A 14,525-nucleotide genomic window follows, 5' to 3' on the forward strand; every position below is an offset into this window, starting at 1 on the left:
TGCGTAGTTTATACATCATATATATCGTTGAATAGATATGAAGAAATTCGCCCTATCCGTCCTTTTGACCCTAATTCCCTGTCTTTCGGTTCTGTCGCAAACCTATGACGAATGGTGTGAACGGGCCGTAGTCGCTACTGAGGAAGATAGCCTTGAATTGGCAGAGAAGTGCATTCGTCAGGCCTTGCAGCTGGAGCCTGCCAATCCGCGCAATGCTCTTCTCTTCTCCAATTTGGGTACCATTCAGCGCAGCCGGCATCGTTACGAGCAGGCTTTGGAATCTTATCGAATGGCTTTGAACATGGCTCCCATGTCCGTACCGATTTTGATGAATCATGCTACGCTTTCGCTCGAACTGGGACAGAATGACAAGGCACGTGCAGACTATTCGCAGGTTATCGAGATAGAGCCTCACAACGTGGAAGCATTGCTGATGCGGGCCTATATTTATATGCAGCAGCGTGATTACAAGTTTGCCCGCCTTGATTACGATACGCTTCTGAAGATAGATCCGCAGCATTATAACGTTCGTTTGGGATTGGCTGCCTTGTATCAAAGAGAAATTCGTTATGATGAAGCGTTGGTCGTGTTGGACGGTATGTTGGCCGATAAAGGCGGGACGACGCCTTATACTACGGATGAATTGGCTGCCGTTCGTGTGGCTCGTGCCGGTGTGGAACTTGATATGTTGAAGCCCGATCAGGCCTTGCTGGATTTGGATGAGGCCATTCGCCTTGACCCCCGGCAATCGGAAGCCTATCTGATGCGTGGCCGTGTGCATCTGATGTTGAAAAAGAAAGCATTGGCCAAGCGCGATTTAGAGAAAGCCGTATCATTGGGCATACCTCAAAGTGAAGTGCGCGAATTGATGAACCAATGCAAATAGGAGAGTGGAATGTCGGACGAAGAGCGATGAACTTCACAGACTCTTTCCCATAATACGGGGTTGAACCCATCAGTTGCTGTCAGCTTTTTTTCTTAAATAAAGATACCGTAATTATTCGAATATCCGTTTCTTTCTTCTCACGAATAATGTGAAAAAGCTTTTCCGTTTTTAAAGGAGTTGTTGACTATTTATTCCTTTAATCAACTTTTTATCCTTTTAGCGTTGAAAAAAAAGTACTGGAATTCTTGCATGTTTCAAAAAAAAAACAGATTTTTGTCAAGCCTAAGAATGGGCAAATAATGTACAACCCCTAACCAATTTTATTTGATGAGTGATTTAAAAAACAAAACGCAAGAAGAAACTCCGAAGAAGTCCCCTTACAATTTGCGTGAGAAAAAAGAAAAGAATGCGGCTTATCGCGCATTGATCCGTCCAGAACTGGCTGACGAACTGTATGACAAGATCCTTAATATCATTGTTGTGCAGAAGAAGTACAGAGATCGTGACTATTCTGCCAAAGACTTGGCAAAAGAATTGGAAACCAATACCCGTTATTTGTCTGCTGTGGTCAATTCCCGTTTTGGTATGAACTATTCTTGCCTTTTGAACGAATATCGTGTGAAGGAAGCTATGAATCTGCTGAAGGACAAGCGATATGCCGACAAGAATGTGGAGGAAATCAGTATGATGGTAGGTTTTGCCAATCGTCAGTCTTTCTATGCTGCTTTCTATAAGAATGTAGGCGAAACTCCTAACTCCTACCGCAAGAGATATGCGGAGAAAAAGAAATAATCCGACTCCTGAAAGGAGATAGATTAAAAGGAAATATTTGGGGATTTCCCTCTTCCCCGAATACTTCCTTTTTTATTTGTAATCTCAATAAGCTGATTAGATATGAAGAAGTGTTTTTTTTCGATGGCAGCCGCCTTGTCAATGCTGACAGCATGCGGAGGCGCTCCCCAAACGACTGCTGAGGCAGAAAAATTTGATTATAACGTGGAACAATTTGCAGATTTACAGATTTTACGCTATCGCGTGCCTGGATTTGAAGAACTCTCACTCCGGCAAAAACAATTGGTTTATTATCTGACAGAAGCCGCTTTGCAAGGTCGGGATATTCTCTTTGATCAGAATGGCAAGTACAATCTTCGCATCCGCAAGGCACTGGAGGCCGTTTATACAGGTTACAAGGGCGACAAGCACTCAGCCGACTTCAAGGCGCTGGAGGTTTATCTCAAACGTGTATGGTTCTCCAACGGCATCCACCATCACTACGGATGCGAGAAGTTCGTGCCGGGCTTCACTCCCGAATTCTTCAGGCAGGCCTTGGCCGATGTCGATGCTTCCCAACTCCCTTTGGCCGAAGGTCAGACGCCGGAGCAATTCTGCGACGAGATTTTCCCCGTCATCTTCGACCCTGCCGTGATGCCCAAGCGTGTCAATCAGGCCGATGGCGAAGACTTGGTGCTTACTTCTGCCTGCAACTACTATGAGGGCGTGACGCAGAAGGAGGCCGAAGACTTCTACAACGCACGGAAGGATCCCAAGGACGAAACGCCCGTTTCCTATGGACTAAACAGCCGTTTGGTGAAGGAAAACGGCCGTGTTCAGGAAAAGGTTTGGAAAGTAGGCGGGCTTTATGGGCAGGCACTCGAAAAGATTGTCTACTGGTTGAAGAAGGCAGAAGGCGTAGCCGAGACACCCGAACAGAAGGCTGTCATTGCCAAACTGGTGGAATACTACGAGACGGGCGACCTGAAGGCCTTCGACGACTATGCCATCTTGTGGGTGAAAGACCTGAACTCGCGTGTGGACTTCGTGAACGGCTTTACCGAGAGCTATGGCGACCCGCTGGGTATGAAGGCCAGCTGGGAGTCGCTCGTCAACTTCAAGGATCTCGAAGCTACCCGCCGCACAGAAATCATCAGCGCCAATGCCCAGTGGTTCGAAGACCATTCGCCCGTAGACAAGCAATTCAAGAAAGAAGAAGTGAAGGGCGTTTCGGCCAAAGTTATCACTGCCGCCATTCTGGCGGGTGACCTCTATCCCTCTACGGCCATCGGCATCAACCTGCCCAATGCCAACTGGATACGCAGCCTGCACGGCTCCAAGTCGGTGACCATCGGCAACATTACCGATGCTTACAACAAGGCCGCGCATGGCAACGGATTTAACGAAGAGTTTGTTTACAGTCAGGCCGAACTGGACAATATCAACAAGTATGCCGACCTGACCGACGAGCTTCACACCGACCTCCATGAGTGTCTCGGTCACGGTTCGGGCAAGTTGCTTCCGGGCGTTGACCCCGATGCGCTGAAGGCTTATGGCTCTACCATCGAAGAAGCCCGCGCCGACCTCTTCGGTCTCTATTACGTGGCCGACCCCAAATTGGTTGAATTGGGACTCCTGCCCAATGCCGATGCCTACAAATCCCAGTTCTATACCTACCTGATGAACGGCCTGATGACCCAGCTGGTGCGTATCGAACCGGGCAACCAGATTGAGGAAGCCCACATGCGCAACCGTGCTCTCATTGCCCGTTGGGTATGCGAGAAGGGAGCGGCCGACAAGGTGGTCGAACTGAAGAAGAAGGATGGCAAGACCTATGTGGTGGTGAACGACTATGCCAAAGTGCGTACCCTCTTCGGCGAACTGCTGGCCGAAATCCAGCGCATCAAGTCGACGGGCGACTTTGAAGGGGCCCGCCGGTTGGTGGAAAACTATGCCGTGAAGGTGGATCCCGAACTGCATGCCGAAGTGCTCGAACGCTATAAGAAACTGAACCTGGCTCCCTACAAGGGCTTTGTCAATCCGAAGTACGAGGCCGTGACCGATGCCGACGGAAACATCACCGACGTGAAGGTGACCTACGACGAAGGCTACGCCGAGCAGATGCTCCGCTATAGCAAGGATTATGCAGCCTTGCCTTACGTCAACGAATAAGGCCCGGCGCACGCTATACCTCTGTCTTCGGGCTTTGTCTGCGTTTGAATTATGGACTTACACGAACAGCTGAAAGATATTAAGACACGGCTCCGCCTCTCGATGAACGGTGCCGTGTCGCAGAGCATGCGCGAGAAGGGGCTTGTCTACAAACTGAACTTCGGCGTCGAACTGCCCCGCATCAAGAGCATTGCCGCCGCCTATGAGAAAGACCATGCCCTGGCCCAAGCCTTGTGGAAGGAAGACATCCGCGAGTGCAAGATACTGGCCGGCCTGCTCCAGCCTGTCGATACCTTCTTGCCGGAGATTGCCGACATCTGGGTAGACACCATGCACACGGTCGAGATAGCCGAACTTACGTCGATGAACCTTTTCCAATACCTGCCTTATGCGCCTGCCAAGTCCTTTCGCTGGATAGCCGACGAGCGCGAGCTGGCGCAGGTATGCGGCTTCCTTACCATTGCCCGCCTGCTTCAGAAGAAGGGCGACATGGAAGACCGGGTGGCCAATGAGTTCCTCGACCAGGCGGTTTGCGCCTTTCTGTCGGGAGGCTATCATGTACGCAATGCCGTGACGGCCGCTCTCCGACGCTTCATGCAACACAGCGAAAACCATGCCTTCAGGGTTTGCCGCCGTGTGGAGGAGATGAAGAATTCTTCCCGTGAACCGGAACAGCTCCTATATGGTCTGGTCAGGGATGAAGTGGAGGGATTGACGGACTGAAAAGAATACCTGTTCAAAAAAGAAAGGACTGCGCCCAAAAGTTTTTTTGTCTGACCTTTGGAGTGCAGTTCTTTTTTTATATTTTTGCCGTGCAAGAGTAGAGACTCTGTACGAATATATTAGAATTTAAGAGGCGTTATGTCCTTCTTCTTGTAAATGCGAAGCCTGAGAAACTTCAAAAAAGTGAACAAGAAAGGGTCGTAATGGTCTCCGCGCATACGCGTGGGGCTGTTATTCCTACATCTGTTCACAAAGGTTTTCTCAGGGCCTGCATTTTAAGACGTGGTGCATACAGTTCCACGCTTCGTGCTTTATAAACATATCTTTTTGGGGGCTGGAAAGATAATAAAATGTGCATTGTGATGGAAAATGCGTTATGTCCTGAATGTGGGAGAAAATTGTTGGTAGACAAGTGTCTGAGTGAAACAGATGCCGTAATGAAGTGTAAGCATTGCGAAAAGACCTTTAATATTTCTTTTGATGAGAAAACATTTCCCGCTAAGTTCAATTCTTTCAACTGGGGAGCCTTCTTAATAGGGTGGATTTGGTGCCTCTTCAATGGGAAAATATGGTTGGGAATTCTGCTATTTTTGATGCGTTTCTTTTATAATGATTTTAATAATATACCACATATTGTATTGGCATATTTTGTTTTCGTTCTTGTCATAGGGATTAATTTAGGTAGAAAAGGGAATAAAATAGCTTGGAACCATAAGGAATGGAAGTCGGTGGAAGCATTTGAGAAAGCACAAAAGAGCTGGATGATTGCAGGAATTATCATTAATGTTCTTGTTTTTGTTTTAGCTTTCATAAGAGGGTAATCCTTTAATTTTGTTTGGTCATGGAAAGCGAAGAATGTAAACATGAGAATAAAGAATGTCGGGTGGACGATAAAAAAGGGGAAAAGAAAAATCCGGCAGGTTCCGGCAAAAAGCAGACAGATAGTTATTGGTTCCCATTATCCGAAGGCTACAAAAGATTGTTACTTGTGTTATGGATTGTATCATCATCAATCGTAACAGGAGTAACAATAGGATGGAATGATAATCCCATCGTTGTGTTCTTATTTTATTTTATTGTGGAATTTATATCATACTTGGTTGCAATTTGGGTGTATCAAGGTTTTAGAAAAGCAAATAATAAAAAACGATGTAGTTCGGATGGTCGGTGAGAGATTAGAATGTTTAAATGTGAAATTAAAGTTAGTTAGTGATGGGAAAACTTTTGTTAGTAATTCTAGGTTGGGTGCTGGGACTTGCTATTCCTATAGTGCTTACTTGTCTTCTTGCTGCTTGGTTGTGTGATATTGATCCAGAGAAAACCTATACTTGGTATTCTGGGATGTGGCATGGATTGTTTTGTATCCCGAATTGGATAAGGTCTTTTTTCTCGGATGATGTGCTTTGTAAAGCCAATAATTATACGACAGCCTATAATGTTTGGTGGTGGATTGTGTTTCTTGACTCGCTGCTTTTCATGTTTATAGGGAAACGGAGATGAAGGTGAGAAATTACTGTGTTATGATATGAAACGATATTATCCTGTCTTGGCAATAGCATTATTGGTGTGTCTGCTGCCTATGCCGTATGGCTACTATGTCTTGATACGATTTGTGTCTGCCATTGCGTTTGGAATGATGGCTTATGAATATTACCACCAAAAACAGAAAAAACTGTACGTGGTGACGCTTGGATTGACACTGTTGTTTCAGCCGTTGGTGAAAATTCCGTTGGGACGCGAGGTCTGGAACCTTGTAGACGTGCTCTGTGCCGTTTTCCTGCTTTATCTGTTTTGGCGGAAGAAGCGCACCTGATGCTCAGAGAATATGAAACAAACAAGCTGATAAACCCGCATGCAGCGTTTTGTCAGCCTGTTTGTGTTTTCAGGAAATCGGGGGGAGGTATTACAGCGGGCTTCCGCCATCTCCGTCGTCACTCTCTTCTGACGAAGGGTCGGACTTTATCTTGTCGTATTCAATCCATTCGATGCCTTTACTCACCATGTTGCGTGTGGCTGCGCCGGGAGAGGTGGGGTAGGTGGTTTCGGGAGTGAAGTTCACCTTCACGTGTTGCAGCTGCGACTGAAAGTTGAAGTCTTCTTCGTTGCTCACGCCTTTGGTGTTCAGACCTAAGCGGAACGACCCCAGCCCGTCCAGTTTGACGCTTTTGCCTTGCGCCATGTATTGCGACATGACGTCGGCCATTTCTGCCAATACGGCTTTCACGTCGGTTTTGGTGACGGTACTCCGGTTCGACAGCGCTTCGGCTATCTGGTCGGTGCTGACTGCGCTGCCTACGGTGACAGCTCTGGGATAATAGACTTTGGTTTTTTCGTTATAGAATTTTTTGTAGAATGCCATTGTAAATGTTTTTTATGTTTGGGAAATTTGGAACAATGTTTGTCTGATGGCCCATTTGGCGGTGTCTGTCGGGGGATGTCGTTATGGACAAATGGGCATGTGACGCCGATTTTGGGTTATATGCGTATCATGGGATAGGGTAGAGAGGTGGATTTGCGAATTATTTTTACATCCTGTCGTTCCGTTTCATCGCGTCTTCTGTCCTCTCTGTATGCTATAACGCATAAAATCGGTGTTGGTTGGCTTGTTTTTAACTAAGTTTATGTTTAATTAAAAGATTTTAATAGCTTTTCCTCCTACATTTGCAACAAAAACAATGGAGCAAATGTAAAACCTCGTTGAAGTACTTCAGTGAGAGTAGGGAGTGCCCAGGGAAGTGTTGCTTGCTCTACGATTAAATAGTTAAAATTCAGCTCTTAACATGCGCGGGTGGACTTGCCTACTCATGTGAGTTTGAACTATAAGGCATTCGGTGTTCTGGACTGGGAACAGCGGAAAAACTATCTTCAAAGGGGCTGTAATTTAGAATTTTTTTGACAAAAAAAATTTGACAGGAGAGGTATTTCGGAAGGCATCAAGCCATCGAAAAGGGGAGGTGTGTGCCATATAGGCGTTTTTACGCAGATTTCGAAAATCCCCGATTTCGTTTTTCTTGCTAAGGGGGTCTCCCCTCTAAAGACCTGTTTTGTAAAGCAAAATCGTAAAAATATTACAAAAAAAGCCAACCTTCTTCGATATTCTTCGTTACTACTTATTGAGTAGTGAAGTAGTAGTGAGTAGTAGAGTAGTAAGTAAGCACTTAAGTAGTGATGCTAAAGTAAGCAGTCATAAGTAAGTATATTCAGTAAGTATATCAGTACTATTCTAAAGTAAGTGACTATACTAAGTGATTACTTACAGATAGAACAGACCTTACTTAAGATGATAGTCTTACTACTTAGGAATACTAATCTGGCTTACTTTGTCTGTACAGTCCTGTTTCGGGAATTGTTTTATCTCTTCTTTTTCTCTGTCGTTTCAAAAGAAAAATATTCCTATTATCACTTGCTTTGCCCCCCCCTTAACCTCGTTTATACATCTGTCCCCAAAACTGCCGAATCGCAGCAACGCCTATGTGGCCCCTCTCTCGTGCTGTCGGTGTTTCGTCAGAGATGTAATCGGCAATATCCATAAAATCAACCTGTTAGGAAAAAGATTTTCGTCAAGGCATAAATAATTCGATGTTTCAGGTTGGAACTATAAAACTTTTGCTACCTTTGCAGCCGAAATGGTTGCTCTGCCGTCCAAAAGTGGCGGCATGAAGGAGCATCAAAAGGGAATGAGGTGTGATTCCTCGACAGTACCCGCTGCTGTAATTCCCGTTCTGTGACGACGCACATTCGTTATCGAACAAGGTTTTTCGCAACCTGCCACTGGTCTCCTGAAGACTGGGAAGGCGCGATTGAACCGGGATAAGTCAGAAGACCTGCCATTTTCGCCAAGTGATACCGCCTGCGGGACTATGGGCTTAGGTTGTCTGACTTCTTACCTCGTAAGTTGTTTTTTACGACTATGATTCTATCTGTTCCCGTTACCGCTTCACTGAGCGTTATCGGGAATATTTATTTTTTTAATATCAGATAAAAACAACACGAGTATGAAAAAGTATTTATGCCACTTTGGAGCTATGGCAGCTGTAGCAGTTGCCTCCGCAGTGTTCACGGGATGTTCATCCGACGATGATTTCCTGTCTCCGTATGAAGAGAGTGCGATTCAAACCCGCGCAACGAATTCTACCAATGCGATTATCAATTTTGATAACGCACCGGCTGACGTGATGGCTTCCGATCGGTATGGAGCTAACCTCTATTCGGCAACCGCAGGTGGGAAACAAGTAACGACCGGCTACCTGACTCAAATAGGTGAATCCGGTACGTACATTCAGTTCCCGATTAACTATTTGAAACAGGAATGGGTAACCGGACAGCCTTGGGAATATGAATTTTGGAATGGTGGTTTTGCTATCTCTAACTTCCATAACATGACACAAGGTGATTATCAGAATCAATGCAGCGTTTATGATGAGAAGGGCGGTATCAATGGTTCTAATTTTGCGGTAGCATTTGGATATAGTGATTCCTATAATGATCCGAACAAGACCTACAGCAAATGCGCCAAAATATATCTTACAAATGAGACTGGATATAGGGTCGTAGAAGAAGACGAACCGGTTGAAGGAGAAGCAAAAAAAGGTATATTTAACAGCGTATATGTATGTAATACGACTTACACCTACTTGGTTATGAAGAATGGCAATTCATTCACAACCGACGGAAAATCACTAGAAGAGCAAAATGGGTGGTTTAAAGTTGTTTTTATTGGATTTGATGATGCCAATAAGCAGACAGGTTCTGTTGATTATTATCTTGCCAATTATGCGTCCAATCAAAATACGGATTTGGAAAATGCTATTCGTATGGGATGGAACAAGGTCGATTTAACGAACTTAGGAACAGATGTATCTAAGGTAGTGATTAATTTCGAGGGATCTGACACTGGTGATTACGGACTGAATACGCCGACCTATGTTGCTATAGATAATCTGGATGTAACTGTAAACTAACATCAACATGAAGAAGTATTTGCTTTTATTCTCCATAGCGGTATTTTTATTTTCTTGCAACAAGGACGAGGAAATATCGCAAGACGTGACCGTTTCCCCTGTCATTGAGTTAGACAGCGAGGACGGTATTTACGTGGTAAAGATAGGAAAAGAGGTCGTTATCGAGCCGACCTATCAAAATGTCGATTACGCCGTTTATTCATGGAAATGCAACGGCCGCATTATTTCCGATGAACCGCAACTAAGATACACTTTCGACGAATGCGGATCGTATTACGTTACTCTGCGGGTGGATACGAAAGACGCCAGTGCGGAAGAAGAGATTCGCGTAGATGTCAATGAACTCGCACCTCCCGTCATTTCACTGGTAACACCTACGACGGGACTCAAAGTTGTTGCGGGACGTGAATACATCCTTACCCCCGACATTCAAAATGCTGAAGGAGCTACATGCTTGTGGACTCTTGACGGGAAAGAGGTCGGCACAGGAAACACCTATACATTCAAGCAGGATGAATTGGGAACTTATGAACTGACTCTGACCGTTACGAATGAAGACGGCAAAACGGAAAAGACAATCACAATCGAGGTGGTTGATAAACTTCCGATTGTAATAGACATTCCGTCATCTTTGTACTTTGCCGAAGATAACACGAAATATGTAGAATTGGGTCGTACACTGTTTATTCGTCCCTACGTGTCGGTAAATGCCGAACCTTCCTACCAGTGGAGTTTGGACGGACAGAAAATCGACGGAGCTGATGCGCTGATATACGGATTCAAACCGACTCAAACCGGAGAATACACACTTACTTTTACGGTGAAATACAATAGTCAAGATACAAAGGCAGCCGTTCTTACCCGGAATATTTCGGTATCTGGCGTAGATGAAGTCAGCGTCGATATTCCGGTAAAATGTTGTGAAGCAGCCGATAAAAGAACGTTTGCTGCCGGAAACTCCATCTACAGCAATAAGGTATATGAATTTGTTCCTGCTCCCGGACAATTCGTGAACGAAACGAATACAGCGGGTTTCAACGGTGAAAACACGCATGAGGCTGCCTGTGCTTATGCCCAAAAACGCCTCGATAATGAAAAATATGTTTCTCTCGGCGGTTGGGGCGGATATATCGTAGTCGGCTTCGACCACAGCATCGAGAATAAAGGCAACTACGATTTCTCGATTAAGGGGAATGCTTTCGATTCATCGAATGAACCGGGTATCGTCTGGGTCATGCAGGATGTCAATGGGGACGGCTTACCCAACGATGAGTGGTACGAATTGAAAGGATCGGAATACGGGAAGCCCGAAACCATTCAGGACTACGTAGTGACCTATTTCCGTCCCGGTCCTAATATGGATACTCAATGGCAGGATAATTACGGAAATAAAGGCAAAATAAGTAGGCTTGCTGATTATCATCCTCAAGAATTCTATTATCCGTTATGGATTGACACTGATTCATATACTCTTTATGGCACCTGCTTGAAACATCGAACCGAACGCTCTTCCGAAACAGGAATGTGGAGCAGTAATCCGTTCGGATGGGGATATGCCGATAATATCGGAGATGACATGCCGAATAAAAACAATCCTTCGGCGACGGCATTAGCTAATTATTTTAAGATTTCAGATGCGGTCGATATAAACGGGAATGCAGTAAATCTAACCCATATTGACTTTGTAAAAGTTCAAACAGGCGTGAATGTAACCGCAGGCTGGCTCGGGGAGAATTCCACAGAAGTTTTTAAATTTTGCGATGAAAACAATAAACAATAAATTCAAATGGACAAAATAAATCATCTTATCATATCTATATTGACGGTATTCTGCCTGGTAAGTTGCAATGACGATGATAATGGGTTAGAATTTGAAGGTGCGGATAATTTCATTACATCTTTTGAACTTACTGTTGACGGAATTTCTTATCAAGCAGACATAACCGGTGAAAAGATTACCGTTCATGTTCCGTATAATGTAAATCTTGATGGAGCAACAGCACAGGTTTCTTTTTGCGAAGGTTCTACGATAAATCCCAATCCTGCCACAATCACTGATTGGAACAACGAATGGAAATTTATCGTCACATCCCAATCAGGAGCAAGTCGTGTTTATCACTATACGTATGACTATGGTGATATTTTTGAAAGTAATAGTGTTGTGCTTGCCACACAAGAACAAGTCGATAAATTCCCAGCCAAAGGGATTAATCGGATTAATGGCAGTCTCACTATCGGAACAGAAAACGGAGAAGACATTACGAATCTGGATGGATTGAAAGACTTGGTGTCGATAAGTAATTCGCTTATCATAAATCCGTCATATAAAGGACAGGATTTGGCTGGATTGGAAAATCTTACAACAATTGGAGCATTCAAACTTGGCACTCCTAATTCTGTGAGTAAAAACACTACGCTGACTTCTATCAAGCTGCCGGCTCTTACTAAAATTATAGGCGATTTTATAGTCAATAGCCAGGTGGTGGAATCTGTCTCGATGCCTAAATTACAAACAATAGAAGAAGGAACCATCATTATATCCGATGCTCTTCTCGATATTGATGCCGGAACCTTGTCGAATGTGGGAGCATCCCTGATTCTTAGAGGTTCTACTATTCAAAAAGGCACTGCATCTACTGAAGCCATTGTTTTTGCCTCTCTTTCTAAAATCGGTGGAGATTTGGATGTGCGCTATTTCCCTGAAATACAAGGATTATATTTGCCTCGGTTGGCTGATGTTTCAGGAACAATAAGTTTAAATGAATTACCCACTTTAGGTAGTTTTGCCGCCACTGAATTGCGTTCTATCGGAGGATTAAACATAGCTGCGTGCAAATCCCTTTCACAAATTGAATTGCCGAGTATGGTTTCTTGCGGTGAAATGAATATAGATGCTTCCAATGTCAATAAATTGAACATATCTTCTTTAACCGAAATTAAAGGGAATGTTACATTGTCGAATTTATTAATTGAAGACTTGGATATTTCAAGAATAGATTTTAACGGATATTCTTTAACGATTAAATGCAGTGAATTAAAGAATATAGTCGGTACTGACGTGTTTAATGGAAGTATTCATCTATTACCTTCTCAGTGTACTCTTCCAGAGTTTGTAATTAATGGCATTAAAACAATTAATGGTGATTTTGAAGCAAAAGACTATTTTTATGTGAGAAATTTCGTAATGCCGTTTGAAAAAATTGAAGGTGATTTGATATTAGCTTTAAATACGGGTTCTACAAAAGAAATTCAATTGGTCGATTTCTCTAATTTATGTGAAATCAATGGCAATTTCAGCCTTGCAAAGTCTGATAATAAAAATGTCGGGCGATTTTCATTTAGTAGGCTAAAGCATGTTAAGGGATTGTGCAATATAAGTACAGAAAAGATATCTGAGGTTATTGAGTTTCCTCAATTGAAGGAAATAGGCACTAATAGCTCAGATACTCATATATTTAATATAAGTTTTGCAAACATCGTTTGTCCCAATTTGAAATCGGTTTATGGATCATTGGACATACAAACGGGACGAACAAAAAATCTTCTTGCTAAAAGTATCGGTTATCCCAACATAGAGATAATCAGTAACAATTTAATAATAGAATCAAATTTGGACTATGAGAGTAATAACGTTATCAAAGACATAACTCTACCTAAATTAACCCAAGTTAATAAGGTGTCTATTTCCCGGCAAGAAGGGTTAAACGACTTTAGTACTTTCAAATATCTTTTCGAGAACAACATTCTTACGGAAGCATCTCAATGGATTGTAACAAAGTGCGGCTACAACCCTACCTTCCAAGACATGAAGGAAGGTCGGTATACGCCTGCCGAATAGGTATAACGAAACAATAAATTTTCTGCCAACCCTCGGTATGGGTGCCGTAAGGTACACATACCGGGGATTCACCATAATAATAACGATATGACCCGTCACAAACTGAAATACCTGCTGTGGAGCGTTGTTGTGTCACTGTTTCTGTCTTCCTGCATGGAATGGGACTACGGCGAGGCTATGGAGGAATTCAATGCCTCCGGCGCCGGGTTGTTCATCACCAACGAAGGTAATTTCCAGTACGGCAACGCCACCCTCAGCTACTACGACCCCGTGACCAGACAGGTGCAAAACGAAGTGTTTTTCCGCGCCAACGGCATGAAGCTCGGCGACGTGGCGCAGTCGATGTGCATACACGATAACAAAGGTTGGGTGGTGGTGAACAACTCGCACGTCATCTTCGCCATCGACCTCAATACGTTCAAGGAAGTGGGACGCATAGAGAACCTTACCTCGCCGCGCTATATCCATTTCCTAAGCGACGAGAAGGCCTACGTCACGCAACTTTGGGACAACCGCATTTTCATCGTCAATCCGAAGAAATACGAAATAACCGGTTACATTCAGGTGCCGGATATGACAATGGAGAGCGGCTCGACCGAACAGATGGTCCAATACGGCAAGTACGTCTACTGCAACTGCTGGAGCTACCAGAACCGCATTATCAAAATTGACACCGAGACCGACCAAGTTGTTGATGAACTGAAAGTGGGCATCCAGCCGACTTCACTCGTAATGGATAAGTATGATAAGATGTGGACTGTGACCGACGGCGGTTATGAAGGCTCGCCATACGGTTACGAAGCCCCGTCGCTCTATTGCATCGACGCGGCGACATTCAAGGTGGAGAAACAGTTCAAGTTCAAGAAAGGCGACTGGCCTTCGGAGGTACAACTCAACGGCGAGCGTGACAGACTCTACTGGATAAACAACGACGTCTGGAGCATGGACGTGACGGCAAACCGTGTCCCGGTACGTCCGTTCCTCGAATACCGCGACACCAAGTATTACGGGCTGACCGTAAATCCTGCGAACGGCGAGGTATATGTTGCGGACGCTATCGACTACCAACAGCAGGGCAAGGTCTACCGCTACTCACCCGATGGCAAACTGATTGATGAATTTTATGTCGGCATCATCCCCGGCGCGTTCTGCTGGAAATAAGAAAGGAGGCAAT

12 protein-coding genes and 1 riboswitch are annotated in these 14,525 nt (G+C 44.4%); of the genes, 11 read left to right on the forward strand and 1 reads right to left on the reverse strand.

The annotated features are described in order from the left end of the window. Nucleotides 1-37: 37 nt before the first annotated feature. From Q0Z70_RS04430 to Q0Z70_RS04460, 7 genes are all read left to right on the forward strand, one after another. Nucleotides 38-886 carry a tetratricopeptide repeat protein gene (locus Q0Z70_RS04430; RefSeq protein ID WP_298072914.1) on the forward strand — a complete coding sequence of 283 codons (849 nt, stop codon included), beginning with the start codon at nt 38-40 and terminating at the stop codon, nt 884-886. A 327-nt stretch (nt 887-1,213) separates the two neighbouring features. Then, nucleotides 1,214-1,678, forward strand: a complete 465-nt coding sequence (locus tag Q0Z70_RS04435) for a helix-turn-helix domain-containing protein (RefSeq protein ID WP_298072915.1) — start codon at nt 1,214-1,216, stop codon at nt 1,676-1,678. 102 nt (nt 1,679-1,780) lie between these two features. After that, on the forward strand, nt 1,781-3,829 hold the full coding sequence (locus Q0Z70_RS04440) for a dihydrofolate reductase (RefSeq protein WP_298072916.1): 2,049 nt from the start codon (nt 1,781-1,783) through the stop codon (nt 3,827-3,829). Nucleotides 3,830-3,880: 51 nt separating this feature from the next. After that, nucleotides 3,881-4,552, forward strand: coding sequence for a DNA alkylation repair protein (locus Q0Z70_RS04445; protein ID WP_298072917.1), 672 nt, complete (start codon nt 3,881-3,883; stop codon nt 4,550-4,552). Nucleotides 4,553-4,914: 362 nt separating this feature from the next. After that, nucleotides 4,915-5,373 carry a hypothetical protein gene (locus Q0Z70_RS04450; protein ID WP_298072918.1) on the forward strand — a complete coding sequence of 153 codons (459 nt, stop codon included), beginning with the start codon at nt 4,915-4,917 and terminating at the stop codon, nt 5,371-5,373. 20 nt (nt 5,374-5,393) lie between these two features. Then, nucleotides 5,394-5,723, forward strand: a complete 330-nt coding sequence (locus tag Q0Z70_RS04455; protein ID WP_298072919.1) for a hypothetical protein — start codon at nt 5,394-5,396, stop codon at nt 5,721-5,723. 354 nt (nt 5,724-6,077) lie between these two features. After that, nucleotides 6,078-6,365, forward strand: a complete 288-nt coding sequence (locus Q0Z70_RS04460; RefSeq protein ID WP_298072920.1) for a DUF6804 family protein — start codon at nt 6,078-6,080, stop codon at nt 6,363-6,365. A gap of 90 nt (nt 6,366-6,455) precedes the next feature. On the opposite strand, the gene Q0Z70_RS04465 is transcribed toward Q0Z70_RS04460, so the two are convergent. Beyond that, the gene (locus Q0Z70_RS04465) at nt 6,456-6,911 is read right to left on the reverse strand and encodes an HU family DNA-binding protein (protein WP_298072921.1); all 456 of its coding nucleotides are present in this window, start codon (nt 6,909-6,911) and stop codon (nt 6,456-6,458) included. Nucleotides 6,912-8,162: 1,251 nt separating this feature from the next. Then, nucleotides 8,163-8,399, forward strand: a riboswitch (cobalamin riboswitch). A 148-nt stretch (nt 8,400-8,547) separates the two neighbouring features. Between Q0Z70_RS04465 and Q0Z70_RS04470 the strand changes: the two genes are divergently transcribed. The 4 genes from Q0Z70_RS04470 (at nt 8,548) to Q0Z70_RS04485 (ending at nt 14,512) form a co-directional block, all read left to right on the forward strand. Next, the gene (locus tag Q0Z70_RS04470) at nt 8,548-9,513 is read left to right on the forward strand and encodes a DUF4465 domain-containing protein (RefSeq protein ID WP_298072922.1); all 966 of its coding nucleotides are present in this window, start codon (nt 8,548-8,550) and stop codon (nt 9,511-9,513) included. 7 nt (nt 9,514-9,520) lie between these two features. Then, nucleotides 9,521-11,293: a PKD-like domain-containing protein gene (locus Q0Z70_RS04475; protein ID WP_298072923.1), complete on the forward strand. Its 1,773-nt coding sequence runs from the start codon at nt 9,521-9,523 to the stop codon at nt 11,291-11,293. 6 nt (nt 11,294-11,299) lie between these two features. Then, a complete protein-coding gene (locus Q0Z70_RS04480; protein WP_298072924.1) occupies nt 11,300-13,351 on the forward strand; it encodes a hypothetical protein in 2,052 nt (683 codons plus the stop codon). 87 nt (nt 13,352-13,438) lie between these two features. Continuing rightward, nucleotides 13,439-14,512 carry a glutaminyl-peptide cyclotransferase gene (locus Q0Z70_RS04485; protein WP_298072925.1) on the forward strand — a complete coding sequence of 358 codons (1,074 nt, stop codon included), beginning with the start codon at nt 13,439-13,441 and terminating at the stop codon, nt 14,510-14,512. Nucleotides 14,513-14,525: the final 13 nt, after the last annotated feature.

The organism is uncultured Bacteroides sp. (assembly GCF_947632445.1).
Classification (GTDB): Bacteria; Bacteroidota; Bacteroidia; order Bacteroidales; family Bacteroidaceae; genus Bacteroides.

What these genes read in the sequence shown, in the direction of transcription:
- Q0Z70_RS04435 (WP_298072915.1), top strand. Translation starts at nt 1,214, where the DNA reads ATGAGTGATTTAAAAAACAAAACGCAAGAAGAAACTCCGAAGAAGTCC.
- Q0Z70_RS04485 (WP_298072925.1), top strand. Translation starts at nt 13,439, where the DNA reads ATGACCCGTCACAAACTGAAATACCTGCTGTGGAGCGTTGTTGTGTCA.
- Q0Z70_RS04440 (WP_298072916.1), top strand. Translation starts at nt 1,781, where the DNA reads ATGAAGAAGTGTTTTTTTTCGATGGCAGCCGCCTTGTCAATGCTGACA.
- Q0Z70_RS04450 (WP_298072918.1), top strand. Translation starts at nt 4,915, where the DNA reads ATGGAAAATGCGTTATGTCCTGAATGTGGGAGAAAATTGTTGGTAGAC.
- Q0Z70_RS04430 (WP_298072914.1), top strand. Translation starts at nt 38, where the DNA reads ATGAAGAAATTCGCCCTATCCGTCCTTTTGACCCTAATTCCCTGTCTT.
- Q0Z70_RS04480 (WP_298072924.1), top strand. Translation starts at nt 11,300, where the DNA reads ATGGACAAAATAAATCATCTTATCATATCTATATTGACGGTATTCTGC.
- Q0Z70_RS04465 (WP_298072921.1), bottom strand. Translation starts at nt 6,911, where the DNA reads ATGGCATTCTACAAAAAATTCTATAACGAAAAAACCAAAGTCTATTAT.
- Q0Z70_RS04445 (WP_298072917.1), top strand. Translation starts at nt 3,881, where the DNA reads ATGGACTTACACGAACAGCTGAAAGATATTAAGACACGGCTCCGCCTC.
- Q0Z70_RS04455 (WP_298072919.1), top strand. Translation starts at nt 5,394, where the DNA reads ATGGAAAGCGAAGAATGTAAACATGAGAATAAAGAATGTCGGGTGGAC.
- Q0Z70_RS04460 (WP_298072920.1), top strand. Translation starts at nt 6,078, where the DNA reads ATGAAACGATATTATCCTGTCTTGGCAATAGCATTATTGGTGTGTCTG.
- Q0Z70_RS04475 (WP_298072923.1), top strand. Translation starts at nt 9,521, where the DNA reads ATGAAGAAGTATTTGCTTTTATTCTCCATAGCGGTATTTTTATTTTCT.
- Q0Z70_RS04470 (WP_298072922.1), top strand. Translation starts at nt 8,548, where the DNA reads ATGAAAAAGTATTTATGCCACTTTGGAGCTATGGCAGCTGTAGCAGTT.